Origin of the sequence: Brevibacillus migulae (genome assembly GCF_004521915.1) — a bacterium.
GTDB classification, from domain to species: Bacteria; Bacillota; Bacilli; order Brevibacillales; family Brevibacillaceae; genus Brevibacillus_F; species Brevibacillus_F migulae.
In genome coordinates, this window is sequence record NZ_SDKD01000013.1 from 88012 (window position 1) to 110696 (window position 22685).

27 protein-coding genes and 1 riboswitch are annotated in these 22685 nt (G+C 51.1%); of the genes, 11 read left to right on the forward strand and 16 right to left on the reverse strand.

Features of this window, described 5'->3' with window-relative positions; translation table 11 throughout:
• Positions 1 to 11: 11 nt before the first annotated feature.
• Positions 12 to 809: an NAD kinase gene (locus EIZ37_RS15920; protein WP_134685748.1), complete on the reverse strand. Its 798-nt coding sequence runs from the start codon at positions 807 to 809 to the stop codon at positions 12 to 14.
• Between the two features lie 137 nt (positions 810 to 946).
• On the opposite strand from EIZ37_RS15920, the gene EIZ37_RS15925 reads away from it, so the two are divergent.
• Complete coding sequence (locus tag EIZ37_RS15925) at positions 947 to 1306, forward strand: L,D-transpeptidase (RefSeq protein ID WP_134685749.1); 360 nt, start codon at positions 947 to 949, stop codon at positions 1304 to 1306.
• Positions 1307 to 1362: 56 nt separating this feature from the next.
• Here EIZ37_RS15925 and EIZ37_RS15930 read toward each other — a convergent pair whose 3' ends face one another.
• Positions 1363 to 1767, reverse strand: a complete 405-nt coding sequence (locus tag EIZ37_RS15930; protein WP_134685750.1) for a YugN family protein — start codon at positions 1765 to 1767, stop codon at positions 1363 to 1365.
• Between the two features lie 164 nt (positions 1768 to 1931).
• Between EIZ37_RS15930 and EIZ37_RS15935 the strand changes: the two genes are divergently transcribed.
• Positions 1932 to 3113, forward strand: coding sequence for a glycosyl hydrolase family 18 protein (locus tag EIZ37_RS15935; RefSeq protein ID WP_134685751.1), 1182 nt, complete (start codon positions 1932 to 1934; stop codon positions 3111 to 3113).
• Between the two features lie 174 nt (positions 3114 to 3287).
• Here EIZ37_RS15935 and EIZ37_RS15940 read toward each other — a convergent pair whose 3' ends face one another.
• From EIZ37_RS15940 to EIZ37_RS15960, 5 genes are all read right to left on the reverse strand, one after another.
• Positions 3288 to 4541: an MFS transporter gene (locus EIZ37_RS15940; protein ID WP_235828062.1), complete on the reverse strand. Its 1254-nt coding sequence runs from the start codon at positions 4539 to 4541 to the stop codon at positions 3288 to 3290.
• A gap of 55 nt (positions 4542 to 4596) precedes the next feature.
• Positions 4597 to 5019, reverse strand: coding sequence for a MarR family winged helix-turn-helix transcriptional regulator (locus tag EIZ37_RS15945; RefSeq protein WP_134685752.1), 423 nt, complete (start codon positions 5017 to 5019; stop codon positions 4597 to 4599).
• Positions 5020 to 5194: 175 nt separating this feature from the next.
• Entirely contained in the window at positions 5195 to 6307 is a 1113-nt protein-coding gene (gene thiO / locus EIZ37_RS15950; protein WP_134685753.1) for a glycine oxidase ThiO, read from the reverse strand.
• Between the two features lie 106 nt (positions 6308 to 6413).
• Positions 6414 to 6524: riboswitch (TPP riboswitch) on the reverse strand.
• 19 nt (positions 6525 to 6543) lie between these two features.
• Entirely contained in the window at positions 6544 to 6789 is a 246-nt protein-coding gene (locus EIZ37_RS15955) for an excisionase family DNA-binding protein (protein WP_134685754.1), read from the reverse strand.
• Positions 6776 to 8137 carry a glucose-6-phosphate isomerase gene (locus EIZ37_RS15960; RefSeq protein ID WP_134685755.1) on the reverse strand — a complete coding sequence of 454 codons (1362 nt, stop codon included), beginning with the start codon at positions 8135 to 8137 and terminating at the stop codon, positions 6776 to 6778. Before EIZ37_RS15960 ends, EIZ37_RS15955 begins: the two co-directional genes overlap by 14 nt.
• 189 nt (positions 8138 to 8326) lie before the next feature.
• Between EIZ37_RS15960 and EIZ37_RS15965 the strand changes: the two genes are divergently transcribed.
• Genes EIZ37_RS15965 through EIZ37_RS15975 form a run of 3 tightly spaced genes read left to right on the forward strand, consistent with a single transcriptional unit; the run spans position 8327 to position 11517 of the window.
• Positions 8327 to 9601, forward strand: a complete 1275-nt coding sequence (locus tag EIZ37_RS15965; RefSeq protein WP_134685756.1) for an HlyD family secretion protein — start codon at positions 8327 to 8329, stop codon at positions 9599 to 9601.
• Between the two features lie 12 nt (positions 9602 to 9613).
• On the forward strand, positions 9614 to 10333 hold the full coding sequence (locus EIZ37_RS15970) for an ABC transporter ATP-binding protein (RefSeq protein WP_134685757.1): 720 nt from the start codon (positions 9614 to 9616) through the stop codon (positions 10331 to 10333).
• On the forward strand, positions 10330 to 11517 hold the full coding sequence (locus tag EIZ37_RS15975) for an ABC transporter permease (protein WP_134685758.1): 1188 nt from the start codon (positions 10330 to 10332) through the stop codon (positions 11515 to 11517). Before EIZ37_RS15970 ends, EIZ37_RS15975 begins: the two co-directional genes overlap by 4 nt.
• A 283-nt stretch (positions 11518 to 11800) precedes the next feature.
• Here EIZ37_RS15975 and EIZ37_RS15980 read toward each other — a convergent pair whose 3' ends face one another.
• The 5 genes from EIZ37_RS15980 to EIZ37_RS15995 all read right to left on the reverse strand — a co-directional run bounded on the left by EIZ37_RS15980 (position 11801) and on the right by EIZ37_RS15995 (position 14094).
• Positions 11801 to 12244: a hypothetical protein gene (locus EIZ37_RS15980; protein ID WP_134685759.1), complete on the reverse strand. Its 444-nt coding sequence runs from the start codon at positions 12242 to 12244 to the stop codon at positions 11801 to 11803.
• 120 nt (positions 12245 to 12364) lie between these two features.
• Positions 12365 to 12544 carry a hypothetical protein gene (locus tag EIZ37_RS15985; RefSeq protein ID WP_134685760.1) on the reverse strand — a complete coding sequence of 60 codons (180 nt, stop codon included), beginning with the start codon at positions 12542 to 12544 and terminating at the stop codon, positions 12365 to 12367.
• A 105-nt stretch (positions 12545 to 12649) separates the two neighbouring features.
• Positions 12650 to 13531: an AraC family transcriptional regulator gene (locus EIZ37_RS15990; RefSeq protein ID WP_407921147.1), complete on the reverse strand. Its 882-nt coding sequence runs from the start codon at positions 13529 to 13531 to the stop codon at positions 12650 to 12652.
• A gap of 126 nt (positions 13532 to 13657) precedes the next feature.
• Complete coding sequence (locus tag EIZ37_RS26015) at positions 13658 to 13810, reverse strand: hypothetical protein (RefSeq protein WP_167568915.1); 153 nt, start codon at positions 13808 to 13810, stop codon at positions 13658 to 13660.
• Positions 13807 to 14094, reverse strand: coding sequence for a YqkE family protein (locus EIZ37_RS15995; RefSeq protein WP_134685762.1), 288 nt, complete (start codon positions 14092 to 14094; stop codon positions 13807 to 13809). The genes EIZ37_RS26015 and EIZ37_RS15995 overlap by 4 nt, the downstream gene beginning before the upstream one ends.
• 89 nt (positions 14095 to 14183) lie before the next feature.
• Between EIZ37_RS15995 and sspK the strand changes: the two genes are divergently transcribed.
• Complete coding sequence (gene sspK, locus EIZ37_RS16000) at positions 14184 to 14312, forward strand: small acid-soluble spore protein K (protein ID WP_134685763.1); 129 nt, start codon at positions 14184 to 14186, stop codon at positions 14310 to 14312.
• A gap of 682 nt (positions 14313 to 14994) precedes the next feature.
• Here sspK and EIZ37_RS16005 read toward each other — a convergent pair.
• The gene (locus EIZ37_RS16005; protein ID WP_167568929.1) at positions 14995 to 15978 is read right to left on the reverse strand and encodes a glycosyltransferase family A protein; all 984 of its coding nucleotides are present in this window, start codon (positions 15976 to 15978) and stop codon (positions 14995 to 14997) included.
• A gap of 45 nt (positions 15979 to 16023) precedes the next feature.
• Here EIZ37_RS16005 and EIZ37_RS16010 point away from each other — a divergent pair, with 45 nt between their 5' ends.
• The 3 genes from EIZ37_RS16010 (at position 16024) to EIZ37_RS16020 (ending at position 18046) form a co-directional block, all read left to right on the forward strand.
• Positions 16024 to 16377: a DUF3905 domain-containing protein gene (locus tag EIZ37_RS16010; RefSeq protein WP_134685765.1), complete on the forward strand. Its 354-nt coding sequence runs from the start codon at positions 16024 to 16026 to the stop codon at positions 16375 to 16377.
• Between the two features lie 148 nt (positions 16378 to 16525).
• Positions 16526 to 16825 carry a (Fe-S)-binding protein gene (locus EIZ37_RS16015; protein WP_134685766.1) on the forward strand — a complete coding sequence of 100 codons (300 nt, stop codon included), beginning with the start codon at positions 16526 to 16528 and terminating at the stop codon, positions 16823 to 16825.
• Positions 16826 to 16912: 87 nt separating this feature from the next.
• On the forward strand, positions 16913 to 18046 hold the full coding sequence (locus EIZ37_RS16020) for a site-2 protease family protein (RefSeq protein ID WP_134685767.1): 1134 nt from the start codon (positions 16913 to 16915) through the stop codon (positions 18044 to 18046).
• A 75-nt stretch (positions 18047 to 18121) separates the two neighbouring features.
• Here the strand turns inward: EIZ37_RS16020 and sleB are convergent, their stop codons facing one another.
• A complete protein-coding gene (gene sleB, locus EIZ37_RS16025) occupies positions 18122 to 18766 on the reverse strand; it encodes a spore cortex-lytic enzyme (RefSeq protein WP_134685768.1) in 645 nt (214 codons plus the stop codon).
• 259 nt (positions 18767 to 19025) lie between these two features.
• Between sleB and EIZ37_RS16030 the strand changes: the two genes are divergently transcribed.
• Both EIZ37_RS16030 and EIZ37_RS16035 read left to right on the forward strand, forming a co-directional pair.
• The gene (locus EIZ37_RS16030) at positions 19026 to 19493 is read left to right on the forward strand and encodes a low molecular weight protein-tyrosine-phosphatase (RefSeq protein WP_134685769.1); all 468 of its coding nucleotides are present in this window, start codon (positions 19026 to 19028) and stop codon (positions 19491 to 19493) included.
• A 30-nt stretch (positions 19494 to 19523) separates the two neighbouring features.
• Positions 19524 to 19961, forward strand: coding sequence for a GNAT family N-acetyltransferase (locus tag EIZ37_RS16035; RefSeq protein WP_134685770.1), 438 nt, complete (start codon positions 19524 to 19526; stop codon positions 19959 to 19961).
• Positions 19962 to 20065: 104 nt separating this feature from the next.
• On the opposite strand, the gene EIZ37_RS16040 is transcribed toward EIZ37_RS16035, so the two are convergent.
• Positions 20066 to 20824, reverse strand: a complete 759-nt coding sequence (locus tag EIZ37_RS16040; RefSeq protein WP_134685771.1) for a YheC/YheD family protein — start codon at positions 20822 to 20824, stop codon at positions 20066 to 20068.
• Positions 20790 to 22496 (reverse strand): GMC family oxidoreductase, encoded by a 1707-nt coding sequence (locus tag EIZ37_RS16045; RefSeq protein WP_235828064.1) that lies wholly within the window; start codon positions 22494 to 22496, stop codon positions 20790 to 20792. Before EIZ37_RS16045 ends, EIZ37_RS16040 begins: the two co-directional genes overlap by 35 nt.
• Between the last annotated feature and the right edge of the window lie 189 nt (positions 22497 to 22685).

Here is a 22685-nt window from a genome sequence, read left to right on the forward strand (position 1 = left end):
CTTTTTCACCATTAATCACGTATAAATGAATTGCGTACACGTCCCCAGAACGGATGCTTTTTGTACCGGGCAAAGCGGACTTTCTCCGCACCCACCCGGCACGTAATGGAACGGATTCCCTTCCATACCGCCTGCTCCCGGTCCAGCCCGATCAAGATTTCCGGATTCATCATGATCAGCTCGATCTCGTGATGGCGGGGCAGCACCAATGAGCTGTTGATGGTCCGATACGTGCGGTTGTTGATCGAGGCGATTTCGGACAATTGAATCGCTTCAATCGAAGGATGCACGATCGCGCCATCGACCGCTTTGTTGTAAGCCGTACTTCCAGACGGAGAGGAAATGATCAAGCCGTCTCCCCGAAATGTTTCAAATTCATCCCCATTTATATACACGCAAGCGACCAATGTAGAGAGCGATGTATTGCGAATGACCAGCTCGTTGAGGGCCCATTTTTCATGAATGGCTCCATCGCTCATCTGAAGCAGGCAGGATACGGTCGGATACTCGGCAATGAACGGTTCGACCGATTCCAACGCGTGGACGAAATCATCCAGCTCATCCGGCCGCCAGTCGGCGTAAAATCCAAGGTGTCCGGTATGTATCCCCACATAGGTCGGCTCAAAACCATATTGGTGGACAGCCTCCAGCATCGTGCCATCCCCGCCAATGGACAGGACCAGATCCGGCTTTTCGCCTTCTTCGATCAGGCGATACGGACGCACCTTGCTTTCAGCCAGCTTTTGGCGCAGACTTGCGCTGACTTCCCTTGTATAGTCGTCATTTCTCAGTACTGTGGCTATCTTCATCTACTGTCACCATCTTGTCGGTGGATCTCTCCACGCTTTTCTCTTTCCTCACTATACCACAAATGAATTTAGCCACGCGAACCCGCCATAGAAGGTTCACATAATGTATAGGAAGGAAGAGGAAAGGATGTGAGCAGATGCCGTCCTACCAGATTCGCATCTCCCTTTCCAAACGCCGACTCTCTCTCTATAACGGATCCCAGTTGGTCAAGGTCTATCCTGTCGGCGTAGGGAAAATCGCCACCCAGACACCACGAGGCGATTTTTACATCATCAACAAGGTGCCTTATCCCTATAGTTACAAAGGGGGACCGCTGTCGGTTTTCGGCACTTACTGGTTAGGGCTCAACAAACCGCATTACGGGATACACGGGACTAACCGTCCATCGTCCATCGGCAAATTTGTCTCGCATGGCTGTATTCGCATGTATAACAAGGACGTGGAAGAGCTCGCTCGCCTGGTCCAGATTGGCACTCCGGTCAAAATTCGCTGGTAAAAGAATTATGGAGAGCGTTTCCACAGGGATCATTTCGGATTCCCTGTGGCTTTTCTTTACGCAAATCGCTGCTCGAGCCTTCTCACAATGTCGGTGGCTTGCTGTACCCATTGATCGTCAACCTGCGCATCCTTATCGACCGGCTCTTGAAATTGGTTCATCATCGCGGAGGCAACCGGACCCGCTGCATAACCGATGTGATTTTCCACACCTGTCCGGTACACATGTTTCAGCACGAATGGGGTGCCAAACTCGATCCGGGCATCCGTGTCATCCAGCTTCCCATGCTTCACTTCGATCGGGAGACGCAAAAACACCATCCCTTTGTCATCCAGTTCCTTATCAAAATATCCGCCGTCATACTCCCAATTGGCCAGTGTAAAGCCATCCTGCTGGAGGGAGTCGCGGATATAACCGAACGCCCCCTGCACTCCTGTCAGGCTGCTTTGAATCGTTTTCATGCGGGATCCCTGCCTTTTTCACAGTCTCCCTACTAGTGTGCAACAAAAGCGGTAAAGGTACGCATTTACTTCCAATAGGAAAGATTTGGACCTGCTGTGGACGTCCTCCATTCTCCGATACAGAGAGGAAGACATTTTTCTCTCTTGGAAAGGAGTCACCCTACGTGCGCAGTAAATTCAAACAATTCGGTGCTTATTTGCTTTTCGCACTACTGCTGATTCCGGCTTTACACGTCTATTCGGCGGGTACATTTACTTTACATAAAGCGGCTACATCTGATGAACGGGTTGAGAACGTTCTCGCAAAAGACAGCTGGCTTTCTGTCATGGAGCAAGACATGACTGTTCCGCTCGCTCCAGCGCAGACCAAGCCTGCAGCCACCTCCCCTGTCCAAAGCGTCCCGGCCGGGAAGAAAGTGCTCGGCTATTACGTGGAGTATAGCGATCAAGACAGGGTGTCCTATAATGCCGTAGCAAACTATCGTTCCATGCTTACCGATGTTTCCATGGTCGCCTTTGACGCGACTGCGGACGGACAGCTGAAAGGAACAGCTTCCTCGCACGGATTGGATATCACCCGCAGCGGCAGTCTTGATCTGTATCTGGCTGTCACCAACAACGGCGATAAAATCTTTGACCGTGAGCTGGTTCATACGCTGTTGAACAACAAGCAGGCGACTGATCGTTTGCTTACCAACCTGTTGAGCAAAACGAGAGAATTGGGTGCAACGGGAATCAATCTCGATTTTGAAAATGTCCCTGCTTCTGACCGCACCGTTTACGCCGATTTTATCGGCAAACTGGCGGACGGGCTGCATGCGGCCGGGAAAAAGCTGATCGTCTCCGTTCCGGCAAAAGCAGCCGATACCCCCGCTCATTCATGGACCTACGGCTTTGACTATGCCCGCATCGGAGCGAAAAGCGACTACGTGCAGCTGATGACCTACGATGAGCATGGAACCTGGAGTGCAGCAGGCCCAGTCGCCTCTTATCCATGGGTGGAAAGCGTCGTGAAATACAGCACCAAAGTGATTCCGCCACAGAAAATTTTGCTCGGCATCGCCAGCTATGGCTACGAATGGAGCAGCGCAGGCAATCGTGCAGTTCCGTACAAGGCGATCCCTGATTTGATCAAAACATACAATGGCACGGTTACTTGGGACGAGAAGTCCAAATCGCCGAAGCTCACCTATGTCAAAGACGGGGTTACACGGACCCTCTGGTATGAGAATGATCAAAGTCTGAAAACAAAACGCGGCTTGGTGGAAGCCTATCATTTAGGCGGATATGGTGTGTGGCGGCTTGGGTTTGGAAATCAGAGCTTTTGGAATACGCTGGTGAAGTAAGATAAATTCCATAGAAGCCCTTTCGAAGAAGTTGTCGAGTCCTTCTTTAGAGGAAGTTTTTCATGCTGTATGAGGTTGATTCGTAGTGAAGTATATACTTTCTGATACAGTAACAAAAATAGAAGGGTGCATGCGCGGCCCTTCTCTTTTGCTGTTCCGGCAACGGTCTTGAGGCTACGCCGGATTTGCTTCTTGCTGCTGTGCTTCCTTTTCCTTCTTCATTTGCTTGTTTGCCACCGGCTCTGGCAGCAGCGCGTGAAGAAACGAAGCGCCCAGCAGCAGAATAATCGATGCAAAGAAGGAGAGATTGTAGTTGCCCGTCACATTGTACAGCACTCCCGGCAAATACGCGCCCAGCGCTGAACCGATCTGATGCCCTAAGAAGATCCAGCCCAATACTTGCCCGATCGAGTATTGTTGAAAATAATGGGCGGCCAGCACTTGGGTAGGGGCTACCGTTGCAAAATCGACGAGTCCAAACAAGATCGCAAAACCAAGCAGGATCGCCGGATCATGGGTGAAGAGAAGGATCGTCAACGAAACGGCCCTGACCAGATAAAGAATGCCAAGCATTTTTCGGCTGCTCCACCTGTCCGCCAAATAGCCGGACATGAGAATCCCCGCAATGTTGCACGCTGCCAGCAAACTGACCGCCGTGCTGGTGACCGATGTGGAAAAACCGTGGTCATGGGAGAAGGGGATCAGGTGCGTATCGATCAACCCCGTCGTCGTGATCCCGCATACAAAAAACGGCAGGACCAAAAACCAAAACAGCCTGGTGCGGAAGATGGACGCTCCCTTCCTTTGGCCCTTTTCATCAGCTCCCGTTTTTTCCTCCAGATGCTGTCCATCGCTCCCCAGTGGTACCAGCTGCTTCTCTGCTGGTTCATTGCGGATGAACAAGAGTATCGCCGGGCAAACGATGACGATCAGAAAGGCTCCTTGCAGCAAGGCGGTCTCCTGCCAGCCAAACCAGTCGATGAAAAACAGCGAGGCGGGAACGATCAGCATCTGTCCTGCCCCTGCCCCCGCTTCCATCAAGCCAAAGGCTAACCCCTTTTTCGCGTGAAACCATTTATTGACCAACACGCTCGTCGTCACATTGGAAGCTCCCCCGAAGCCGATCGAGGCAAAGATCGCATAGAGCAGCATCAGCTGCCACGGACTCGTCACAAACGAAGTAAGAACGAGACAGCCTCCGACGATCCCGATACTGACGGTTAAAATTTTTCTGGTCCCATATGTATCGATCAGCTTGCCGACAATCGGCTGGGAAATGCCATACACGATGAAGCTGATCATCGAGATGAGCGACAGCGTTCCCCTGTCTGTCGCAAACGCCTCTTCCCACGGCTTGATGAACGCCCCAAATGATAAACGGACTCCCTGGGAGGCCCACAAGGCGGCGAAGGCCAGAAGCAAAATCACCCAGGCATAGTGCCAGCCTGCTCTTTTTTGGTTTCCTTCTCCTGACCGTGTAATGTTATTTCCCCTCCTCAAGCCCAATGAGGGTCATCATTTTTTTGAAAAGGGCGACTTCTTGCTCGCTGAAACCGTTCAGCACGTCATCTTCCACTTCTTTCATGATAAGCTTGACCGGCCCCTCCAATTCCTTCCCCTGCTCGGTCAGAAAAATCAGGTTAATGCGACGGTCCCGTGAATCAGGCCGGCGTTCGATGATGCCATTTTGCTCTAACCGATCGAGCATCCCGGTAATGGTCGCGCCATCGATGCGAAGACGCTCTCCCAGCTCGATGCCTTTCAAGCCATCCTGCTCCCACAGGACGTGCAACAGCGCGCATTGTGTGGTCGTGATCCCAAGCTTGCTCAATTTTGGCTTAGCCAGCTGGGAAAGCCGTTGATAGGTTTTGCTCGCTAGGAAATTCAGGCAGTCTTCAATTTTCATCTGTCTCCTCCTCCCGAATCGGGGTGATTAGAAAAAACTTGGCTACGCCAAGTCTTTGGCGGAGCTTAGTTGCTCTTATGTCGATGAGAATTTTATAAATTCTTATCGACTATAAAAATAATACCCTATACACAAATCATTCGTATACAAATAATTTGTATATAGGGTTATTTTATTACTTTGTATGCAGCTCGCGGAGTCTTCCCGGATCAAACGGAGCCAGCGGTTGACCCTTGCCATCCACCAGCCAATCCGCCATCAGCTTGGCTGTCACCGGTGCTAGCAGTATCCCATTGCGGAAATGGCCAGCTGCCATGGAGATCCCCGCCCAATCCGGGATCGGTCCCAGCAGCGGCAAGCCATCCAGTGAAGCTGGTCGCAGCCCCGCCCAGGCTTGCAGAAATGCGGCGTTTGCGACTGACGGAATAATGGTTTGTACACCTTGCAGCACCCGGCTGATGCCTCCTGCCGTAACCTCCCGGCAATATCCCGCCTCGTCTTCAGTGGCACCGAGAATGATCCGCCCATCCCTCTTCGGCACCAGATACCCGTCTGGACCAAACACCACATGACGCAGCGGTATTCCTACCGAGGAAACAGCCGCGATCTGCCCGCGAACCGGACGAACCTGATTTGCATAGCCAAGCCATTCGGCCATGATCCCTGCCCAGGCCCCTGCGGTCAGCACCGTGTGGCATGCGTTATGCTCTCCCGCTGCCGTTTTCACACCCGTGATCCGTTCTCCGCTCGTGATCAATCCTGTCACCACATGCCCAGCCAGCAGTTTGACCCCACGGCGTTGGCAGGCGGCATGCAGCGCTTTCAGCAAGAGTTGGTTATTTACATCCCCCTCATCCGGGGAGAAGATACCCGCCTGCAGTTTGGCAGAAAGAAGCGGCTCCCGCTCATGCAGAGCATCTCCTGTGAGCCACTCCAGATTGCAGCCCGCTTGTTTCTGCCATACATATTTGGCTTGGATCTCTCGGATGTCAGCCTCACTGGCAGCGACGGTCAAGATCCCTCCCCGCTTCAGCTGCACCTCGATCCCGGTCTCGTTTTCCAGCTGCAAGGCCCACTCCGGGTAAAGCGACAGTGATTTTCTCCCCAGTTCGAACAGAGGGCCATCTTCTTTAAACTCCTTATATGGTGCGAGCATGCCCGCTGCTGCTTGTGAAGCCTCTCCCCCCCACTGGCCTTGCTCAATCAGTGTCACCGATGCACCCCGTGTCACCAGCTCATACGCCAGACTCAGCCCGATAATTCCTCCGCCGACTACAATGAAATCCATTTTCTCCCCCGCCTCTCTTTTTTTACAAACAACGAAAAACCCACCCTTCGCAAGGAAAGGTGGGCGTCCTGATCTACGCAAAAAGAGAAGCGGCAGAATTTGCACGGCTTCCTTCACACCACTTCCCTGCGCCAGCATGACCTGGATCAAGTTCAAAGGGTCGACGGATCCGCTCCGTCCTCTCAGTCCTGCACGCTGGACTCCCCTAGCAGTTGTTACAAACGTTATTCAATTGATTAATCCTCGTCCTTCACATCGTAGCTTTCGGGAATCGGCTCATTGTTCCATTCCTCGAGAAACTCCTTCAGCTTTTTCATCTGCTCCAGATGATGAGCAAACTGATCCTTGTTGATCAGGTACTCTTCGCCATTGTGAACAGCGCGGATGCGTCCCTCTTTCACCTTTTCCAGAATAAAAGATTCCGGCAGCTCCAAATAGGCCGCTGTCTCTGGCATGGTCAGGTACGTCTTATTTTCCTCCATGCAGTCGAGCCTCCAGCTCAGCCTTTCTCGCTTCATGGCCTGGTTTGCCGAGAAGCGCGTACATATTGGCCTTGTAAGCTTCCACACCTGGCTGGTCAAACGGATTGACCCCGAGCAGATAGCCGCTGATCGCGCATGCCTTTTCAAAGAAATAGATCAATGCGCCCAGGTGATAAGCATTCGCCTCCGGAATTTCCACGACGAGGTTCGGCACACCGCCGTCCACATGCGCGAGCACGGTGCCTTCGAACGCTTTTTTATTGACAAAATCCATGCCTTTGCCAGAAAGGAAATTCAGCCCATCGAGATTGGCTGGATCTTCCTGAATCTCTACATCCACCGCTGGCTTGGAAACATAGAGTACCGTTTCAAACAGGTTGCGCACGCCGTCTTGTATGTATTGTCCCATCGAGTGAAGATCGGCTGTGAAGTCTACGGATGCAGGGAAAATGCCTTTTCCATCCTTGCCCTCGGATTCACCGTACAGCTGCTTCCACCATTCGGCGAAATAGCGGAATTGCGGCTCATAGCTTACCATCAGCTCGATCTGCTTGCCTTTGCGGTACAGCGCATTGCGGATCGCCGCGTATTGGTAGCAATCATTTTCGGAAAGCTCCGGATTGGCGTAGCGCTCGCGAGCATCGGCGGCTCCTTTGAGCAAAGCATCGATATCCGCGCCGCTCACAGCGATCGGCAGCAGACCCACAGCGGTCAATACGGAGAAACGCCCGCCTACATCATCCGGAATCACAAAACGCTCATAGCCTTCTTCCACCGCAAGCTTGTAGAGCGCCCCACGCGCTTTGTCCGTAGTCGCGTAGATCCGGCGACGCGCTTCCTCCACTCCGTATTTCTTTTCCATGAACGAACGGACAATCCGGAAAGCAACCGCAGGCTCAGTGGTCGTACCCGATTTCGAGATGACATTGACCGAGACATCCTTGCCTTCCAAGAGTTCAAACAGATGTGTCATATACACAGGGCTGATATTGTTGCCCACGAAGTAAATTTCCGGTGTGTTGCGCTTGTCTTTAGGCAGCAGATTGTAGAAGGTATGGCCCAGTACGTCCAAAGCGGCCTTCGCTCCCAAATACGACCCCCCGATTCCGATAACCAGCAGGACATCGGAAGAGGCTTGAATTCGCGCTGCAGATTCCTTGATCCGCGCATACTCCTCCCGATCATAATTGACAGGCAGATCCAGCCACCCCAGAAAATCATTGCCGGGTCCCGATTTGTCGTGCAGCATGCGATGGGCATCGCGGACAGCGGGGGCAAGGTATTCCCACTCATGAGGCTGAACGTATGGTTGTACGTTAGAATAGTCCAAGCGAATCGTCTGGCTCATAGTATCCTCCTACCACAAACTCTTGTTTTTTCCTCTATTGTAACATGTGCATCAGCATCGTAGTAATGCGTGAGCGTGTCCAATTTGAATCTTTTTGACAGAAAAAGGACAACTCCCTGTTACCTTTCCCCAACATAAACGTAACTCATTGTGTGTAATGGAAATGGATGGAGAAGGGAGTTATGATCCATGCGCAAACGCTGGTGGTGGATCGGTGGAGCACTCGTCACGGTCGTCGTCGGCACGGGGCTCTTCCTGTCTTTGGGAAGTGGTCAGCCTGCCGGGGTGCAGGTCACAATGGCGGCAGTCACCCAGGGAGATCTGTCTAATGAAGTGCTAACCTCCGGAAAAGCGAAGGTAGAAGAAGAGATCAAGCTATATGCAAACGGCAATGGCATCCTCCGGGAGTTTACGATCAAGGAAGGCATGACAGTCAGAAAGGGACAGCCGATTGGCAAAATTGATACCTCTGATGTAGAGAGCAAAATTCTCGAGTTGGAAGCGCAGATTGACTTGCAGCATGCCAATCTCGCGAAATTGCATAGTGGCGAGGAGCCTGAGGAAATCGCCCAGCAGCAGGAGCGGATCAAGCAAGAGCAATTGAGTGTCCAGGCAGCGCAAAAAGAGCTGCAGCGCATAGAACAGCTATACGCGTCAGGAGCAGTCACTGCCCAGGAATGGGAAAAAGCGAAGGATGCCCTTGCCACCGCTCAGTCGAATCTGAATGTGGCCAAGCAGCAGCTCGTCTTGAAGCAAAAAGGCCCACGCAAGGAAGAAGTGCAGTCCATTCAAGCGCAAATCACTCAGCTGCAGGTGGAAAAGGCACAATGGGAAAAGGAACGCCGTGAAAGCGTGCTTCTCGCCCCGGAAAATGGAACGATCCTTGCCATTGCGGCCAATAACGGCCAGCATGTAACCAAAGGAACCGAGATCCTCACGCTCGGAAATCTGAACGATATCATCGTGGAAGCAGAAGTGAACGAATCGGATGTCCATAAAATCGCTGTCGGACATGAAGCGGTGATCAGCGGCAGTTCTCTGGGAAAAGACTCACTGAAGGCGAAAGTAACCAGCATCGCCCCGATTGCGGTAACCACGCAAAACAGCTCGGGACAAGGTGAACAGACCCGGGTAAAAGTGACCCTCAGCTTGCTCGAGCATGCCGAGACGCTAAAGCCAGGCTACCACGTAGACATTAACATCATCACCGAAAAATTCGCCAATGCTTTGCAAGTTCCGATTGAGGCAATCCAACAGGAGCCAGATGGCACCCCTTATGTATGGATTGCGGAGAACGGTCTGGCCAAAAAGCAGAAAGTGAAGATCGGGATTGAAAATGAGCTGTTCACGCAAATCATCGAAGGGGTCAAGCCTGGCCAAGAAATCATCACAAATCCTCCTGAGCACCTGAAGGAGAGCGATCCAGTGGTGAACGCTCCAGCCGGGATGCCCATGATGATGTAGGGAGGGGATTTCATGCTGCAAATCGAAGGCATGACCAAAACATTTGTCAGCGGCGGCACAGAGCTGCATATCCTCAAGGGCGTCACTTTGCGCGTCGAGGCAGGCGAATTCGTCGCGATCATGGGTCCCTCCGGCTCCGGAAAATCAACCTTCATGAACATGCTCGGTTGTCTGGATCGGCCATCCAGCGGCAGCTATCAGCTGGACGGGATCGAAGTCACCCAGCTGCCGGAAAAAAAGCTGGCAGAGGTGCGCAACCGTAAAATCGGCTTTGTCTTTCAAGCTTTCAACCTGCTGCCCCGCTCCTCCGCTCTGCAAAATGTGGAGCTTCCCATGCTGTATGCGGGATTGGGCAGGAAAGAGCGCAGAACAAGAGCGCTGGATGCATTGCGGCGTGTAGGTCTCGCAGAGCGAATCAACCACAAGCCGCCGCAGCTGTCCGGCGGTCAGAAACAGCGAGTCGCCATTGCCCGTGCCCTCGTCAATCAGCCGGCCATTCTGCTGGCCGATGAGCCGACAGGGAATCTGGACAGTCGATCCAGTGTAGAGATCATGGCGATCTTTCAAGAGCTACACGCACAAGGCGTCACCATTATCCTCGTCACCCACGAGACCGATATCGCCCAGCACGCCCAGCGCATCATCACTTTTAAAGACGGCAACATCCTCAGTGACGAGCGGGTGCAGGAACCGCTGATTGCCAGCCCATCGGAAGAGGTGTTTGTCACATGAATCTGCTGGAGAGCTTCCGCATCGCCATCGAAGGTATCTGGGCCAATAAAATGCGCTCCGGCCTGACCATGCTGGGGATCGTGATCGGGATCACCTCGGTGATCGCGGTCAATACGCTGGGGCAGGGCGGACAGCAAGCACTCGTCAACGAGGTCGAAAAATTCGGGGCAACATCCTTTAACGTCATGGTGGATTGGAATTCGAAGGAAGAATTCAAGAATCAGGATCTGACGGTAGAAGACACCGAAATCCTGACCAAAGCAAGTCCCTACATCGAAAAGATGGTCCCGGTTAATTACGGAAGCGCGGACATCCAGGGACCGAAAAAATCGGAACGGACGAATATCATGGCAACCGGGGCAGACTATCTGGCTATCCAATCCAACATCAAGCTGGTCAAGGGACGATTTATCAGCAAGGATGACGATCTGGAAAAACGGGCAGTCATCGTCTTGGACGATCAAGCCGCTGCCGCCCTATTCAAAAAGCAAAATCCGATCGGCCAGCGGGTGCGGATGTACAACACCTCAGTGGTGGTGATCGGTGTCGTCAAGGAAGACAAGTTTCGTTTTGACATGAGCCAGAGCGGAACCGCCTATATTCCCATCCGTTTCGATCAGACCTTTCAGGATGAGCCTTATGTGTCCAGTTTGCTGGGAAAAGCCAGCTCGAAGGAAACCGTTGAATTGGCCATGCAGCAAACGAAAAACTACCTCAACCGCAAGCACAACCACACCGATCACTATATGGTGCGCAGCTTGCAGCAGGAGCTGTCCCAGTTGAATCAAATGACCGATATGCTGACTCTGGTGTTCAGTGTGATTGCAGGCATCTCGCTCTTTGTCGGCGGTATCGGGGTCATGAACATCATGCTGGTCTCTGTCACCGAGCGCACTCGGGAAATCGGGATACGCAAGGCTTTAGGGGCCCAACGCAAGGATATCCTGATTCAATTTTTAATCGAGTCGGTCATTGTCTGCCTCATCGGCGGCACCGTTGGCGTCATCCTCGGTGTCGGGGCTGCCGCTATCATCACTTATTTTGCTGGGCTTCCACCGTTTTTGGCTTGGGACAGCGTCGTTCTCGCCTTTGGCTTCTCCAGCGTAATCGGCATTTTCTTCGGACTCTATCCAGCCAACAAGGCAGCCAAGCTTGATCCGATCGAGGCCCTTCGTTATGAATAAGCATGTTGGATGATTAGTGCAAACATTGTGGTGGGTTAAGGGAAGAGAGGGCGGGGCTCCGAAGTTGCCACACCCGTAAGGGTGAGAACTGTCCGGTTCCGCTCCCAAAAACGGTACGTCACGCAAAAGTTCCGAAGAAGCGTATTCATACGTAGGGGTTGCGTGACAAGCGTGTACCGTTTTTGGAAGCTCCACCTCAGCAGGTGTGGCAAAAACTCCGCCCGTCCCTCTCTTCCCTTCCTACGTGGCGATTGATGCACGCATCTTTTCAAGCTTTTAGCTTTTAGCTTTTAGCTTTTAGCTTTTCGCTTTTCGCTTTTCGCTTTTCGCTTTTCGCTTTTCGCTTTTCGCTTTTCGCTTTTCGCTTTTCGCTTTTCGCTTTTCGCTTTTCGCTTTTCGCTTTTCGCTTTTCGCTTTTCGCTTTTCGCTTTTCGCTTTTCGCTTTTTGCATTTTGCATTTTGCTATAGCTTCTGCAACGCTGGTGAGCATGTTCCAAAAAGGAGCGCCTGCGGAGCCCGCCCTAGCGGAGCAGTGAATCGCAGGAAAAAGGGCCGCAACCTGCTCGCGCTGCGTAGCGGCTACTACTTTTGCGGACCCCTGCGATTTGCTGCGGAGCGGACAGTCTCCACCCCCAGCGGGGCGTAGAATGAAGCGGAGTTTTGGAATATGCTCACCTCCCTGCAGCCACAGAAGCACCACCCCCGCGATTTGCTGCGGAGCGGACATTCTCCACCCCCAGCGGGGCGTAGAATGAAGCGGAGTTTTGGAATATGCTCACCTCCCTGCAGCCGCGAAGCAAAAAACACCCCTAGGCAAAAGCTGCCCGGGGGTGTCTTACTATCGCCTTTATGCCATCATGTCGAGCTCGGTCAACAATTTTAACAGTAGAAACAACACAATCCCCGCAATCGTGACGGCCGCCCATAGTGGCTTGCTGCCAGGTTTCCTTTCTTTAACCATGCCAATTAACTTCCAGGTACCCACGGCAATACAGAACAAACTGATGACAAGCAGGACCGGCCCCATTTTTTCATCCCCCTTCCCCTTCCTAATACCTATATGGGAAGAGGCTTGGAAAAATCCCTGCTACATTGTGACGGGGAACATCATGGCAGGTGAAGCGCTCCTATTTCAGCGATCCTGTTCTCCTTTTCTTTTCTTGATCGGTATCCATATCTCGCTGCGAAACGTCGGCGAGGTCACATCCTTATGTTCATTCCACAGCATTTCTGGCCCTTCCGCTTGTTCGTAGAGGGACGAAGGAAACCATTCCGCATAAATGCGCCCCCATACTTGCTGCAGCGTGTCCGGGAACGGCCCGACTGCTTCGAATACCGCCCAGGCAGAGGCAGGCACTTCCAGCATGCTCAGATCTTCAGGGCATTCCTTTGTCGTTGCCGCGCCGATATAATGGTCCAGCTCTCCGTAATCCTGGCGCCCCTCGGAAAAATTCGTGGATGCGCTGAGCAAGCCGAACGGTTCGACGTTTGACAGCTGCTTGAGCTGCGTGATCGTCTCCATTGTCAGCTGCTGCCACATGGAAGCAATCTCCGGATTCACTCCATGGTAGATCAACGGAACCCGTTTCTTGATACCAACGATACGGAAAGCATCTTTTTCCACCAGTCGATAGTTCATTTCACTGCCTCCTCTAATGGTCAACCGGAAGGTCATCCGGGGATATGCTTTTAATGCTTGGCCTTTGGTCCTCGCTTCGGACGGTGTGATCCCATGCAGGCTGTGAAAGGCTCTCGCGAACGTATCGGCCGAGCTGTATCCGTACTTCACGGCAACATCAATGATACGCATATCGGAGTTGGCAAGCTCAAAGGCCGCAAGCGTAAGGCGTCTTCGGCGAATGTACTCGGACAGCGGAATACCCGCGAGAAAAGAGAACATTCTTTTGTAATGGTATTCCGAGCACAGGGCGAGTTTTGCAGCTTCTTTCACATCGATGTCTTGGGCAAGATTTTGTTCAATGTAAGTCAACGAGTCATTCAGCTTTGACAGCATATCCACGGAAACGACCTCCCTTTCTCCAAAAGAATAACAGGAGTTTTTTTGCTCGATCCGACTTTTCGTGAACCACAAATGCCAAGAACCGCCTCCTGACATAGAGACGGTCCACGGATGATTCCCTTATTCCTGGTTCTCCTTTTTCCCTTTCCCCAAGCGCGACAAGACCGCTTTGCCCCGCGCGCGTACCGATTCATCCTTTACTTGCAGCTGATTCCGCTTTAGCAGCCCGTTTTTGGAAGTATCAGGCCGTGGTGCCGGTTTTTCGTTCATCAACTGTACTTTCCTCCGCCTTTTTTATCAAATTCATCCAACAGCTCGGCGAAGCTCTTGTTCTTTTCCCGCTCTTCCTGCTCGCGGCGTCGGCGTTCCTGCTCCTCTTGCTCGAAGCGGGCTTTTTCTTCCTTCATGTCCCGCTCCAGCGCTTTCAACTTGGACAGCGCATCGTCACCGAGCATCTCTTTGAGGCTCAGTCCGGATTTTTCCTCGGTAGTTGCTGCGTTCTGCGATTGACGCGAGGATTGTGCGTATGGATGTGGCTTGGATCGTTTTTTCGCCATCTATGGTCACCTGCTTTTCCGTCATTATCATTACATTGTGCCTCTTTTGGTCATACTACAAGCATCTTTGGCAGGAGGAGGGAGATCAGATGCGCAATAAAGCAAAGGATTTCGGAAAAACCGCCGACATACAAGGCCCCAAATCGCAATCAGAGGCCGTACGTTCCAACGGTTCTATTAATAGTGAACCACAAGAACGCATGAAAGAAAACCGTTAGTTCGCATGCCTATATGGCTACGCCAGACTTTTGGCGTGGCCTTTTGTTTGGTTTGTGCAAACATTGTGGTGGGGGAAGGGAAGGCCGGGCGGGGCTGCGAAGTTGCCACACCCACACGGAAGCAGCGAAAGTCCGGTTCCGCTCGCAAAAACGGGACGTCGCGCAAAAGGGTTCAGGGAAGCATATTCAACCGACGGGGTTGCGCGACAAGCCTGTCCCGTTTTCGCAAGCTCCACCTTGGTAGGTGTGGCAAAAAACTCCGCCCGTCCCGGCCTTCCCTTCCTCACGCAGCGGTTGCTTATGTAAGCTATAAACAAAGATGCCTCGCAATGTACGGAGCTTTTATGCTTTTTCAGCTTCCTGTCCTACTACCCGTATTTCACAATCAAAAAAGCTTCTGCTACGCGGGTGAGCATATTCCAAAACGTAGCGCCTGCGAAGCCCGACCCAGCGGAGCAGTGAATCGCGGGAAAAAGGGGGGCAAACCCGGCTAAGCTGCGAAGCGACGCCACTTTTTGCACACCCCCGCGATTTGCTGCGGAGCGGACAGTCCTTACCCACAGCGGGGCGAAGAATGAAGCGGAGTTTTGGAATATGCTCACCCNTTACCCACAGCGGGGCGAAGAATGAAGCGGAGTTTTGGAATATGCTCACCCCCACCACTGGCAGCGGAAGCCCCCCTTTATGACCGGATGATGCCTGAGCCCTGTTTTTTGCTTTCTGGCACGCAGGGCGCTTCCTGCTGCATAAGAATAATTTTGTCGGCAACCTCAAAATGATAACCCGCGTGCAAGAGTCTGCGTCCCATATCCCGCTCAACCTGGCGCATTGTCAGCCTGCCTTTGCGAAACAACCCGATCTGGGCAAAGGCCTTGCGCTCTATGGAGGCGTGCTCCGTCCGAAACAGCGCCCAGAGATGGGGGTAACGTTCCAATTGATGTCCATAGCGGTGAAGAATGGCTTCCCGCTTCGAGTCAAGCGGCCGCTCCAACCCGATCACCGGCAATATGCCCGAGGCAATGATATTTTCGGTAAGCAGCGGCACGATCTCAGAAGATGTATGCGGTCTTTTGATCTGGGGATACTGCTCCAGCCAGCTCTGGCACTCCTGCTGCTGACTTTCGTTGAAAGAAGGGTAATATACGGAATACATACGCTTGGTTTCACCGCCAACCACCACCAGCCGTTCCTTGCGTGCGTGGGCTTGCATATGGCATCCGACAAAGTGGCGGGGAACGATCATGTTTTCATTCAGCAGGATGACGATCTGGCCCTTCGCTTTGGCAATCCCCGCGTTGATAACCTGGGGGACTGGCACAGGTGTCACCGTTCTGTAATAGCGCAGCGGATAGTTGCTTTCAAATTGGCGAATCCGCTCTTTCAGACCGTCTGTCGAAGCATTGTCCACCACAATCACTTCAAATTCTTCAAATGGGGCATACTGCAGATTGAGGCTCGCCAAGGTATACAACAGACGATGGACCGCATTGTGAGTAGGGATAATGATGCTGGCAAACAACTGACTTCCCCTCCTCTTTCGGCCAATATCCCGAATACTTGCTGCTACCACTATATGCAAGTCGCCTGCAACCGGGCTGGGCTCTTGGGCCGGTAGAAAAGTCACAAATCGGTCAACGCGCGGATTCTCGCATAAACCGGCTGGCATTTCCGCATACTCGTAGGTGAGGTCCAAGCCAGAGGAGGTATACGGATGACCGAACAATCCAAGAAGGATCCAGAGGTAAAAAACCTCGCCATCGATGGAACGTTTCCGCATCAGGCAAGCGCTCCTGATTTTAAACAGTCCTCAGTGGATATGCAAAAACCTTTCGTCAATGAATTTGGCGTCGTGATTGGAGACAGCTTTTACGATTCCGCTGAGTCTCCCCTAAACCAATGGAGCACCGAGACAGATCCCGAGGTCATGGCTGGAGACCGCTGGGTGCATCCGACCAACGACATCGGTTGGAATACTCCGGAAAACCGTGACCTGCTCCAGGATATCCCTCCAAAGGGTGTGCCCTTTATGCATCCCACTATCGATGTGAGCAAAGGAAAAGATTAATCGGAAATGCATCCCCTGAGTCCTGCATGGCTCAGGGCTTCTTTATGGCTGATCCTCGAATGGGCTACCGCTGGCAAACGGGTATGCTACAATAGTAGCCAAGCGAATGTTCGCCCATGATAGCTTTCGATCGAGGTGTACACTATCTATGTCCATTCAATTAGAGATTCAACCTGCATTTGCTCGCGCTTATCAGACGTATGCGGATTTTCGGCCGGGAGATACGCTGCGGCTGTACGCACGGACCGGGGGGCCGGGGACAGGCGGACTGTTTTTTGCTATCGAAAAAGACGAGGTGCTTCCCGGAGACGCCGTCTTCCAGGTGGAAGGTTTGCAATTTACCATTCGCCCGGGCGATTTTTGGTATTTTGACGGAGGAATCCTGAGGTACGATGAACGTCTCGGCGAGTATGGATTTTCCTTCTACAATCCCCGGTTGGAGGAGTAGGCACAGGCGGGAGAAACTTCTGCTTGTTTCATTCGTATGAATCCTTACAGTCATCCTATATTTTCGCTGGTGCAGGAGGTCACTTGCATGAATAAAAAGCGCTCTGCGCTCCTGGCGATCGGCGCCTTTCTGTTAAGCAATCTGAAATGGATTTGGGGGTTGCTGAAATTCTCCAAATTTGGCGCGACCTTTCTTTCGATGTTTGTCACCCTGCTCTTGTACGGGCAGATTTACGGTTGGAAGTTTGGAATTGCCATCATTTATCTCATTTTCATTCACGAAATGGGGCACGTGATTGCGGCAAAACGAAAAGGCATCCGCACCTCGCCTGCCATTTTCATTCCCTTTGTCGGCGCGATGATTGCCATGAAGGAGCAGCCGCGTGATGCCGCTACCGAAGCCTATCTGGCTTACGGCGGGCCGCTCGCCGGATTGCTTTCATTTCTTCCGGCTTTTCCGCTTTACTGGTGGACGGAGGACCCCTTTTGGATCCTGGTGATCTATGTAGGCGCGATGCTTAACCTGTTTAACCTGCTTCCCGTCTCTCCTTTGGATGGAGGGCGCATCGTTTCCGTACTCTCCACCAAAATCTGGCTGTTTGGTCTGATCGGTCTGGGCGTGTTTGTTTATTTCTCTCCCGGCCCGATGCTGTTTTTAATCCTGCTGTTTGGCATTCTGACCTGGTGGACACGTTTGCGCGAAGGCTACCGGCAGCAAGTACTTTCTTATGAAAGGGAACGTCTGCTGCGCTTTCGCAGGGAGCTGGACATCTGGCCGACCCTCGACTCTTCGTGGGAGACACGCGAGCGTTTGTACAGTGATTACTTGTCCGCGACCGCGAAAAGAACGGAGAAAAGACGTTTTTATGTCCCCTTTCTGCATGATGAGCAGCGCCTAGCATCCGATCGCCAGAAGATTGATCGGATTTATGGCACGATCACATGGGAGCTGTATCAGCAATGGGAGCGTACGCCGGTTCTCTTTGCCGACAGCGATCCCAACCAGCCGATTCCATCGCCCATCCTGGCAGGAGCCAAGCATGACGCGGACGAAAAGCTGAAGAGCATCGACGAGCAGCTGCAGCGGTTGACCACCTACTATGAGGCTCCTGCCAGCACGAAGTGGAAAGTGCTGGCCGCCTATCTCGGTCTGGCCGCGGTGCTGTCGCTCTGCTTCTTTTATGCCAATACGATCACACAGGGATATATTTCAGCTTCGTAAAAATGGTTAACCTGCATGCAAAAAAGAGAAATCACGGTCGGCACTCCGCCATCTCCGTGATTCCTCTTTTCCTGTTTATTTCGTAAATATATGGTTTCCGATTTTCTTAATCTGCGGACGTGTCCAGATCCATTTTGAGGTTGCCGTATTGGGATTAAAATAATACAACGCCCCCGATGATGGATCCCAGCCGCGTGCAGCTTCCCAAGCCGCTTTGTAGGCGCTCGCGTCAGGAGTCAGCCAAAACTGACCGTCATTGACAGCTGTAAATGCATAGGGCTCAAAAATGACGCCTCGGATTGTTTTGGGAAAATCCTTGGTTTGCAGGCGGTTCATGGCCACCGCGGCGACCGCGACTTTCCCCACGTACGGCTCCCCGCGCGCTTCCGAATAGACGAGCCTTGCCAGCAAGTCCAATTCTATCGCGTTTACCGAATACTTTCTTAGCGCTCTCCACGTTTGCGCACCGACCACTCCATCCGCAGGCAGACCGTATTGGTACTGAAAGCTGCGGACAGCCCTTGTTGTTCTATTTCCATAGATTCCATCCAATGAATATGGATAAAACCCGAGTACTTGCAATCGATATTGCAAATCCCATACATCTCCGGAAGTCGCTCCCGGCTTAAGTGTTTGGGCGGCTGCATCGGCTTGGTCCAGCGGATAAAGGAATGCAAAGACCGCTAGCATCATGAGGATGATCACGTTCCTCTTCTTCATTTATCCCACCTCCTTCTACCCATGGTACAGGCAATGAGAGACAGTCTCAATGCTTGAATCTTGGTAATCGATTGGGATTTTGCCAATTTGCCAAATAAGTGGTCGGATTGCCAGCACAGGGTTTGTCCAACCATCCGGACAAGTGACGGCTTTTTCTTTCCTCTTTATTGACAGAGCTCTTGCTGCACACGTATGATTATTCGCAAATCGATTGTCAAGCACTGGAAAATGCAATGACGATGAACTGAGGTGAGCATTCTTGATCGGTGTTTTATTTATTTGTCTGGGGAACATCTGCCGCTCTCCCATGGCAGAAGCGGTATTTCGTCATCAAGTGGAGCAGGCAGGCTTGAGCAGTCATTTCCTGATCGATTCTGCTGGATTGGGGGATTGGCATCAAGGCGAAGCTCCGCATCAGGGAACCCAGAACGTATTGAAACAACGCGGAATTGCCTTTGACTCCATTCGTGCCAGACAGATCCAGTCCAAGGATATTGAACAGTTCTCTTATCTCGTATGCATGGACGAGGAAAATCTGTCAGGGCTCAAAAAATGGCTTACACCCGGCAAGCAAGTGTATCGCCTGCTTGACTTTGCCCCGGAGCAAACAGAGCGTAACGTCGAAGATCCTTACTACACTGGCCGGTTTGAACATGTATACTCATTGGTTGAAGCCGGCTGTCAGGGCTTGTTGCAGCATATTTGCCAAGAGCGAGGCATTGGGTGAAAGGATTACGGATCGAAAGGATGGACGCACATGATCGTTCGTGAAGCAAGGGTAACCGACGCCCCCGGCATATCCTCCCTATGCACACAGCTGGGGTATGAGGTTAGCCATGACGAAGTGTTGAAGCGACTTGAAAAGGTAACGCATGATGACGATCACGCCGTCTATGTCGTAGCCACGGAAAATGACCACATTGCAGGCTGGGTTCATGTGCATGGGAGATTGTTAATCGAGTCAGCCCCATTCGCGGAAATTGGCGGACTGGTGGTCGATCAAGGGGCACGGAGAAAAGGCATCGGGGAGCAGCTGATGCGAAAGTGTGAGGAATGGGCGAAAGCAAAGGGCTATCAGCAGATTCGTGTCCGATCAGGCGGTCACCGCAAGGAAGCTCATGAATTTTATAAGCGAATCGGTTACAGCAATGTCAAATGGCAAGAGGTTTTCAATTTGCAGCTTGTGGACGAATAAAGATTATTATTCATTCTTAATACGCCCATGAAAAAAAGGCTCTGCCCGTACGTACGGGTCAGAGTCTTTGCCTTTCTTTCGCCGTTTGTCAGATCGACAATTTGTCAAGAGAAAGGATCGTATAACTTTGCTCTCTCTTTCAATAATCCAAAGGGTTTCATGCTTGGTTCAAAATTTGCCTCAATGATCCAAACATGAGCATTGCCATCCAGACCAATATCAAAGCCAATTATATTTTGCAAAGGATAATGAAAGCCCAGGTGTTTGGCTGCCAATAAACATACGCGCCTGACTTTCTTTATCAAATATGGCGTTGAAACCGGCTCGATATTTGAATATTCGATCGCTGTCTTGACCAGAATGATTTGACTGGAAACGTTTGTAACCATGTAGCCTTCCTCAGCTACTTTCGCAAACATCCCTGTTACTCGATAGGGGGCGCATCGATTATTTCTTTTGACTACCACTCTTAAGTCAAATGGCCGTTTTTCGAGTTGGGCCAAAGGAATACATTGTTGCATGATATAGCTTCGATTCCGAGTCATTTCTTCGATTTGGTCATATACAGCTTGCTTTCCGTCCAATATGATCTTTCTGTTTTCTGCTTGTATGACATACCTGTCTTCTTCCAAAAGGGATACTTGAATGATGCCGTACCCGGAATGCCCGATGCATGGTTTGAGCATCAAGGTTCCGTATTTTTCAATGAAATGCCATAGCCCCCGACTTGTAAGTCTTTTCGTCGCCGGCAAAAATGGTGCAAGCTTCTTCATGCCTTTTAATATCTTATATTTGCTCCACTTGCTGGATCGTTTGCGTACGTTGCTCTTAATTTTGTTCATCTCGAATAAATCGAACCGCATTTAAACCGATCATCTGAGCAGGCAAAGATGTGTTTCCATCCGGCAAAATAGGAGCGATTGAAAGATCGGCGACTTTTAAATTCTTGGCACCAAAAACATCCAGGAATCCATTGACCACTCCTTCTTGAATATTCCTTCCCATTTTGCATTGCCCGCCGTAATGGTAGAAATTGGAGAGTGATGCTCTGACAAAATTCCCAAGCTGCCTTCTTTTTTCAGCCTCATCTGGTAGCGTGAAGATTTGCTCTGGAGGAAACACCACTTCATGAATGCCGCTGTTATTATTTCTAGCCTCCACAATAATGTTGTACATGTTTATATATTGATCGATCATAAAATCTAGATCGCTCGTATTTGGCTGCAGGGGATTGAAGGTAAAGGACGGTAGGGCTTCAGGATCGCTATGAGCTGCCATTATCGTACCCTTGCTGCTTGGGTTAAGATCGATTATGCCAAAACTCATAATATTGGTAGGCTTCGTTAAATCTAGCTCCCATCCATTCGTGATCACATCTTGAATAGGAAGAAAGATTGGAGCAGGGACTCCTTGCATCTGAAGTCGGCGGCCCTCCAAGCGATTCACCTGTTCAGCTTTAAAAGCACCGAATGCAATTGGCTGATTCGGGTCTGCTGCAACAATTGGAAATAATTGCGATGTGTCCACCCTGACTCCCAGGCCGGCATATGCTTGCGTTTGAAGATTGTAGCCCACGTTTGGATTTTCTATCAATGGTGTAATCCCAGCGTTAATCAAATCACTGGATTTACCAATGCCGGATCGCTGCAGGATAACGGAGGATAAAAATCCTGCGGAAACGATAACACCTTTTCGGGCAAAGGCTATATTCGAAATACCGTCCCTGACATATTTGACTCCGCTTGCAATCATCTGCCCATTCTTCTTCTGAAATACGACTTTGTCTACCGTTGTTTTCGCTAGGATGACTAACTTTCGTCCTCCAACCCCAATCTCATCTGGCTCAAGCTCATTGCCTTGAATAACAATACTCTGATTTAAATATCCGGTTGCAGTCGATGATCGGGTAATCGTGCCATCAAACTCTTTCTGAAGGAATTGGTTTGCGAAAAATGTGCAGTCTCTTACGCCAGTGTTATAGTCCTCAACAATGGCAATGTTCAATATCTTTGCTGCTGCAATTGTCAACGTTTGGATGATTCCATTCGGAGGTATATGCTGTTGTCTTACAAATATGGGGCCCCTTCTTCCCCTTTCGTTCGGTTCTTGTGTTTGACCCGTATACGTTTCGTTCTCAATAAACAATGGACTCACTTGATCGTAGCTCCATCGTTCATTGCCAGAAAGGGTTGCCCATTCGTCATACAGCTCTCTACTCCCGCGGACAGCAAACATAAAGTTAACTTCTGAGCTTCCACCTATGGTCCTCCCATTTACCGTAATCAACTGCCGTTGAACAAAAGTCTCTGTCCGCGATAAAAGGTTGAAGGCAAACTTATTATCACTTGCCAAAGCAATGGTATTTAAAACGTTTGGGCTGCTCAACTGAGCCGTCTGATTCGTTCCGGCTTCAAGGACTAAGACGGACGTTCTCCTATCATCCGTCAATTCTTTGGCGATCACGCCTCCTGCAGTTCCGCCACCGATCACAATGTAGTCAAATGTATTTGCCTTGGAAGGTGGTCGAATTCCCAATAAGCCCACATCCTTTTGTTGAATTCTTTTCATTGCTCTGGGTCAGTTATCACTTTGTTAACTAGTTAAGCTCCTTCATAGAATAATATCCCCCCTGATTCATATTCATTGTCAACATATGGAATATTCCTTTGACTAGAAAGGGACATTTTCCATGCAACAATCGCACATCTTAGCCAAATTGCCGTT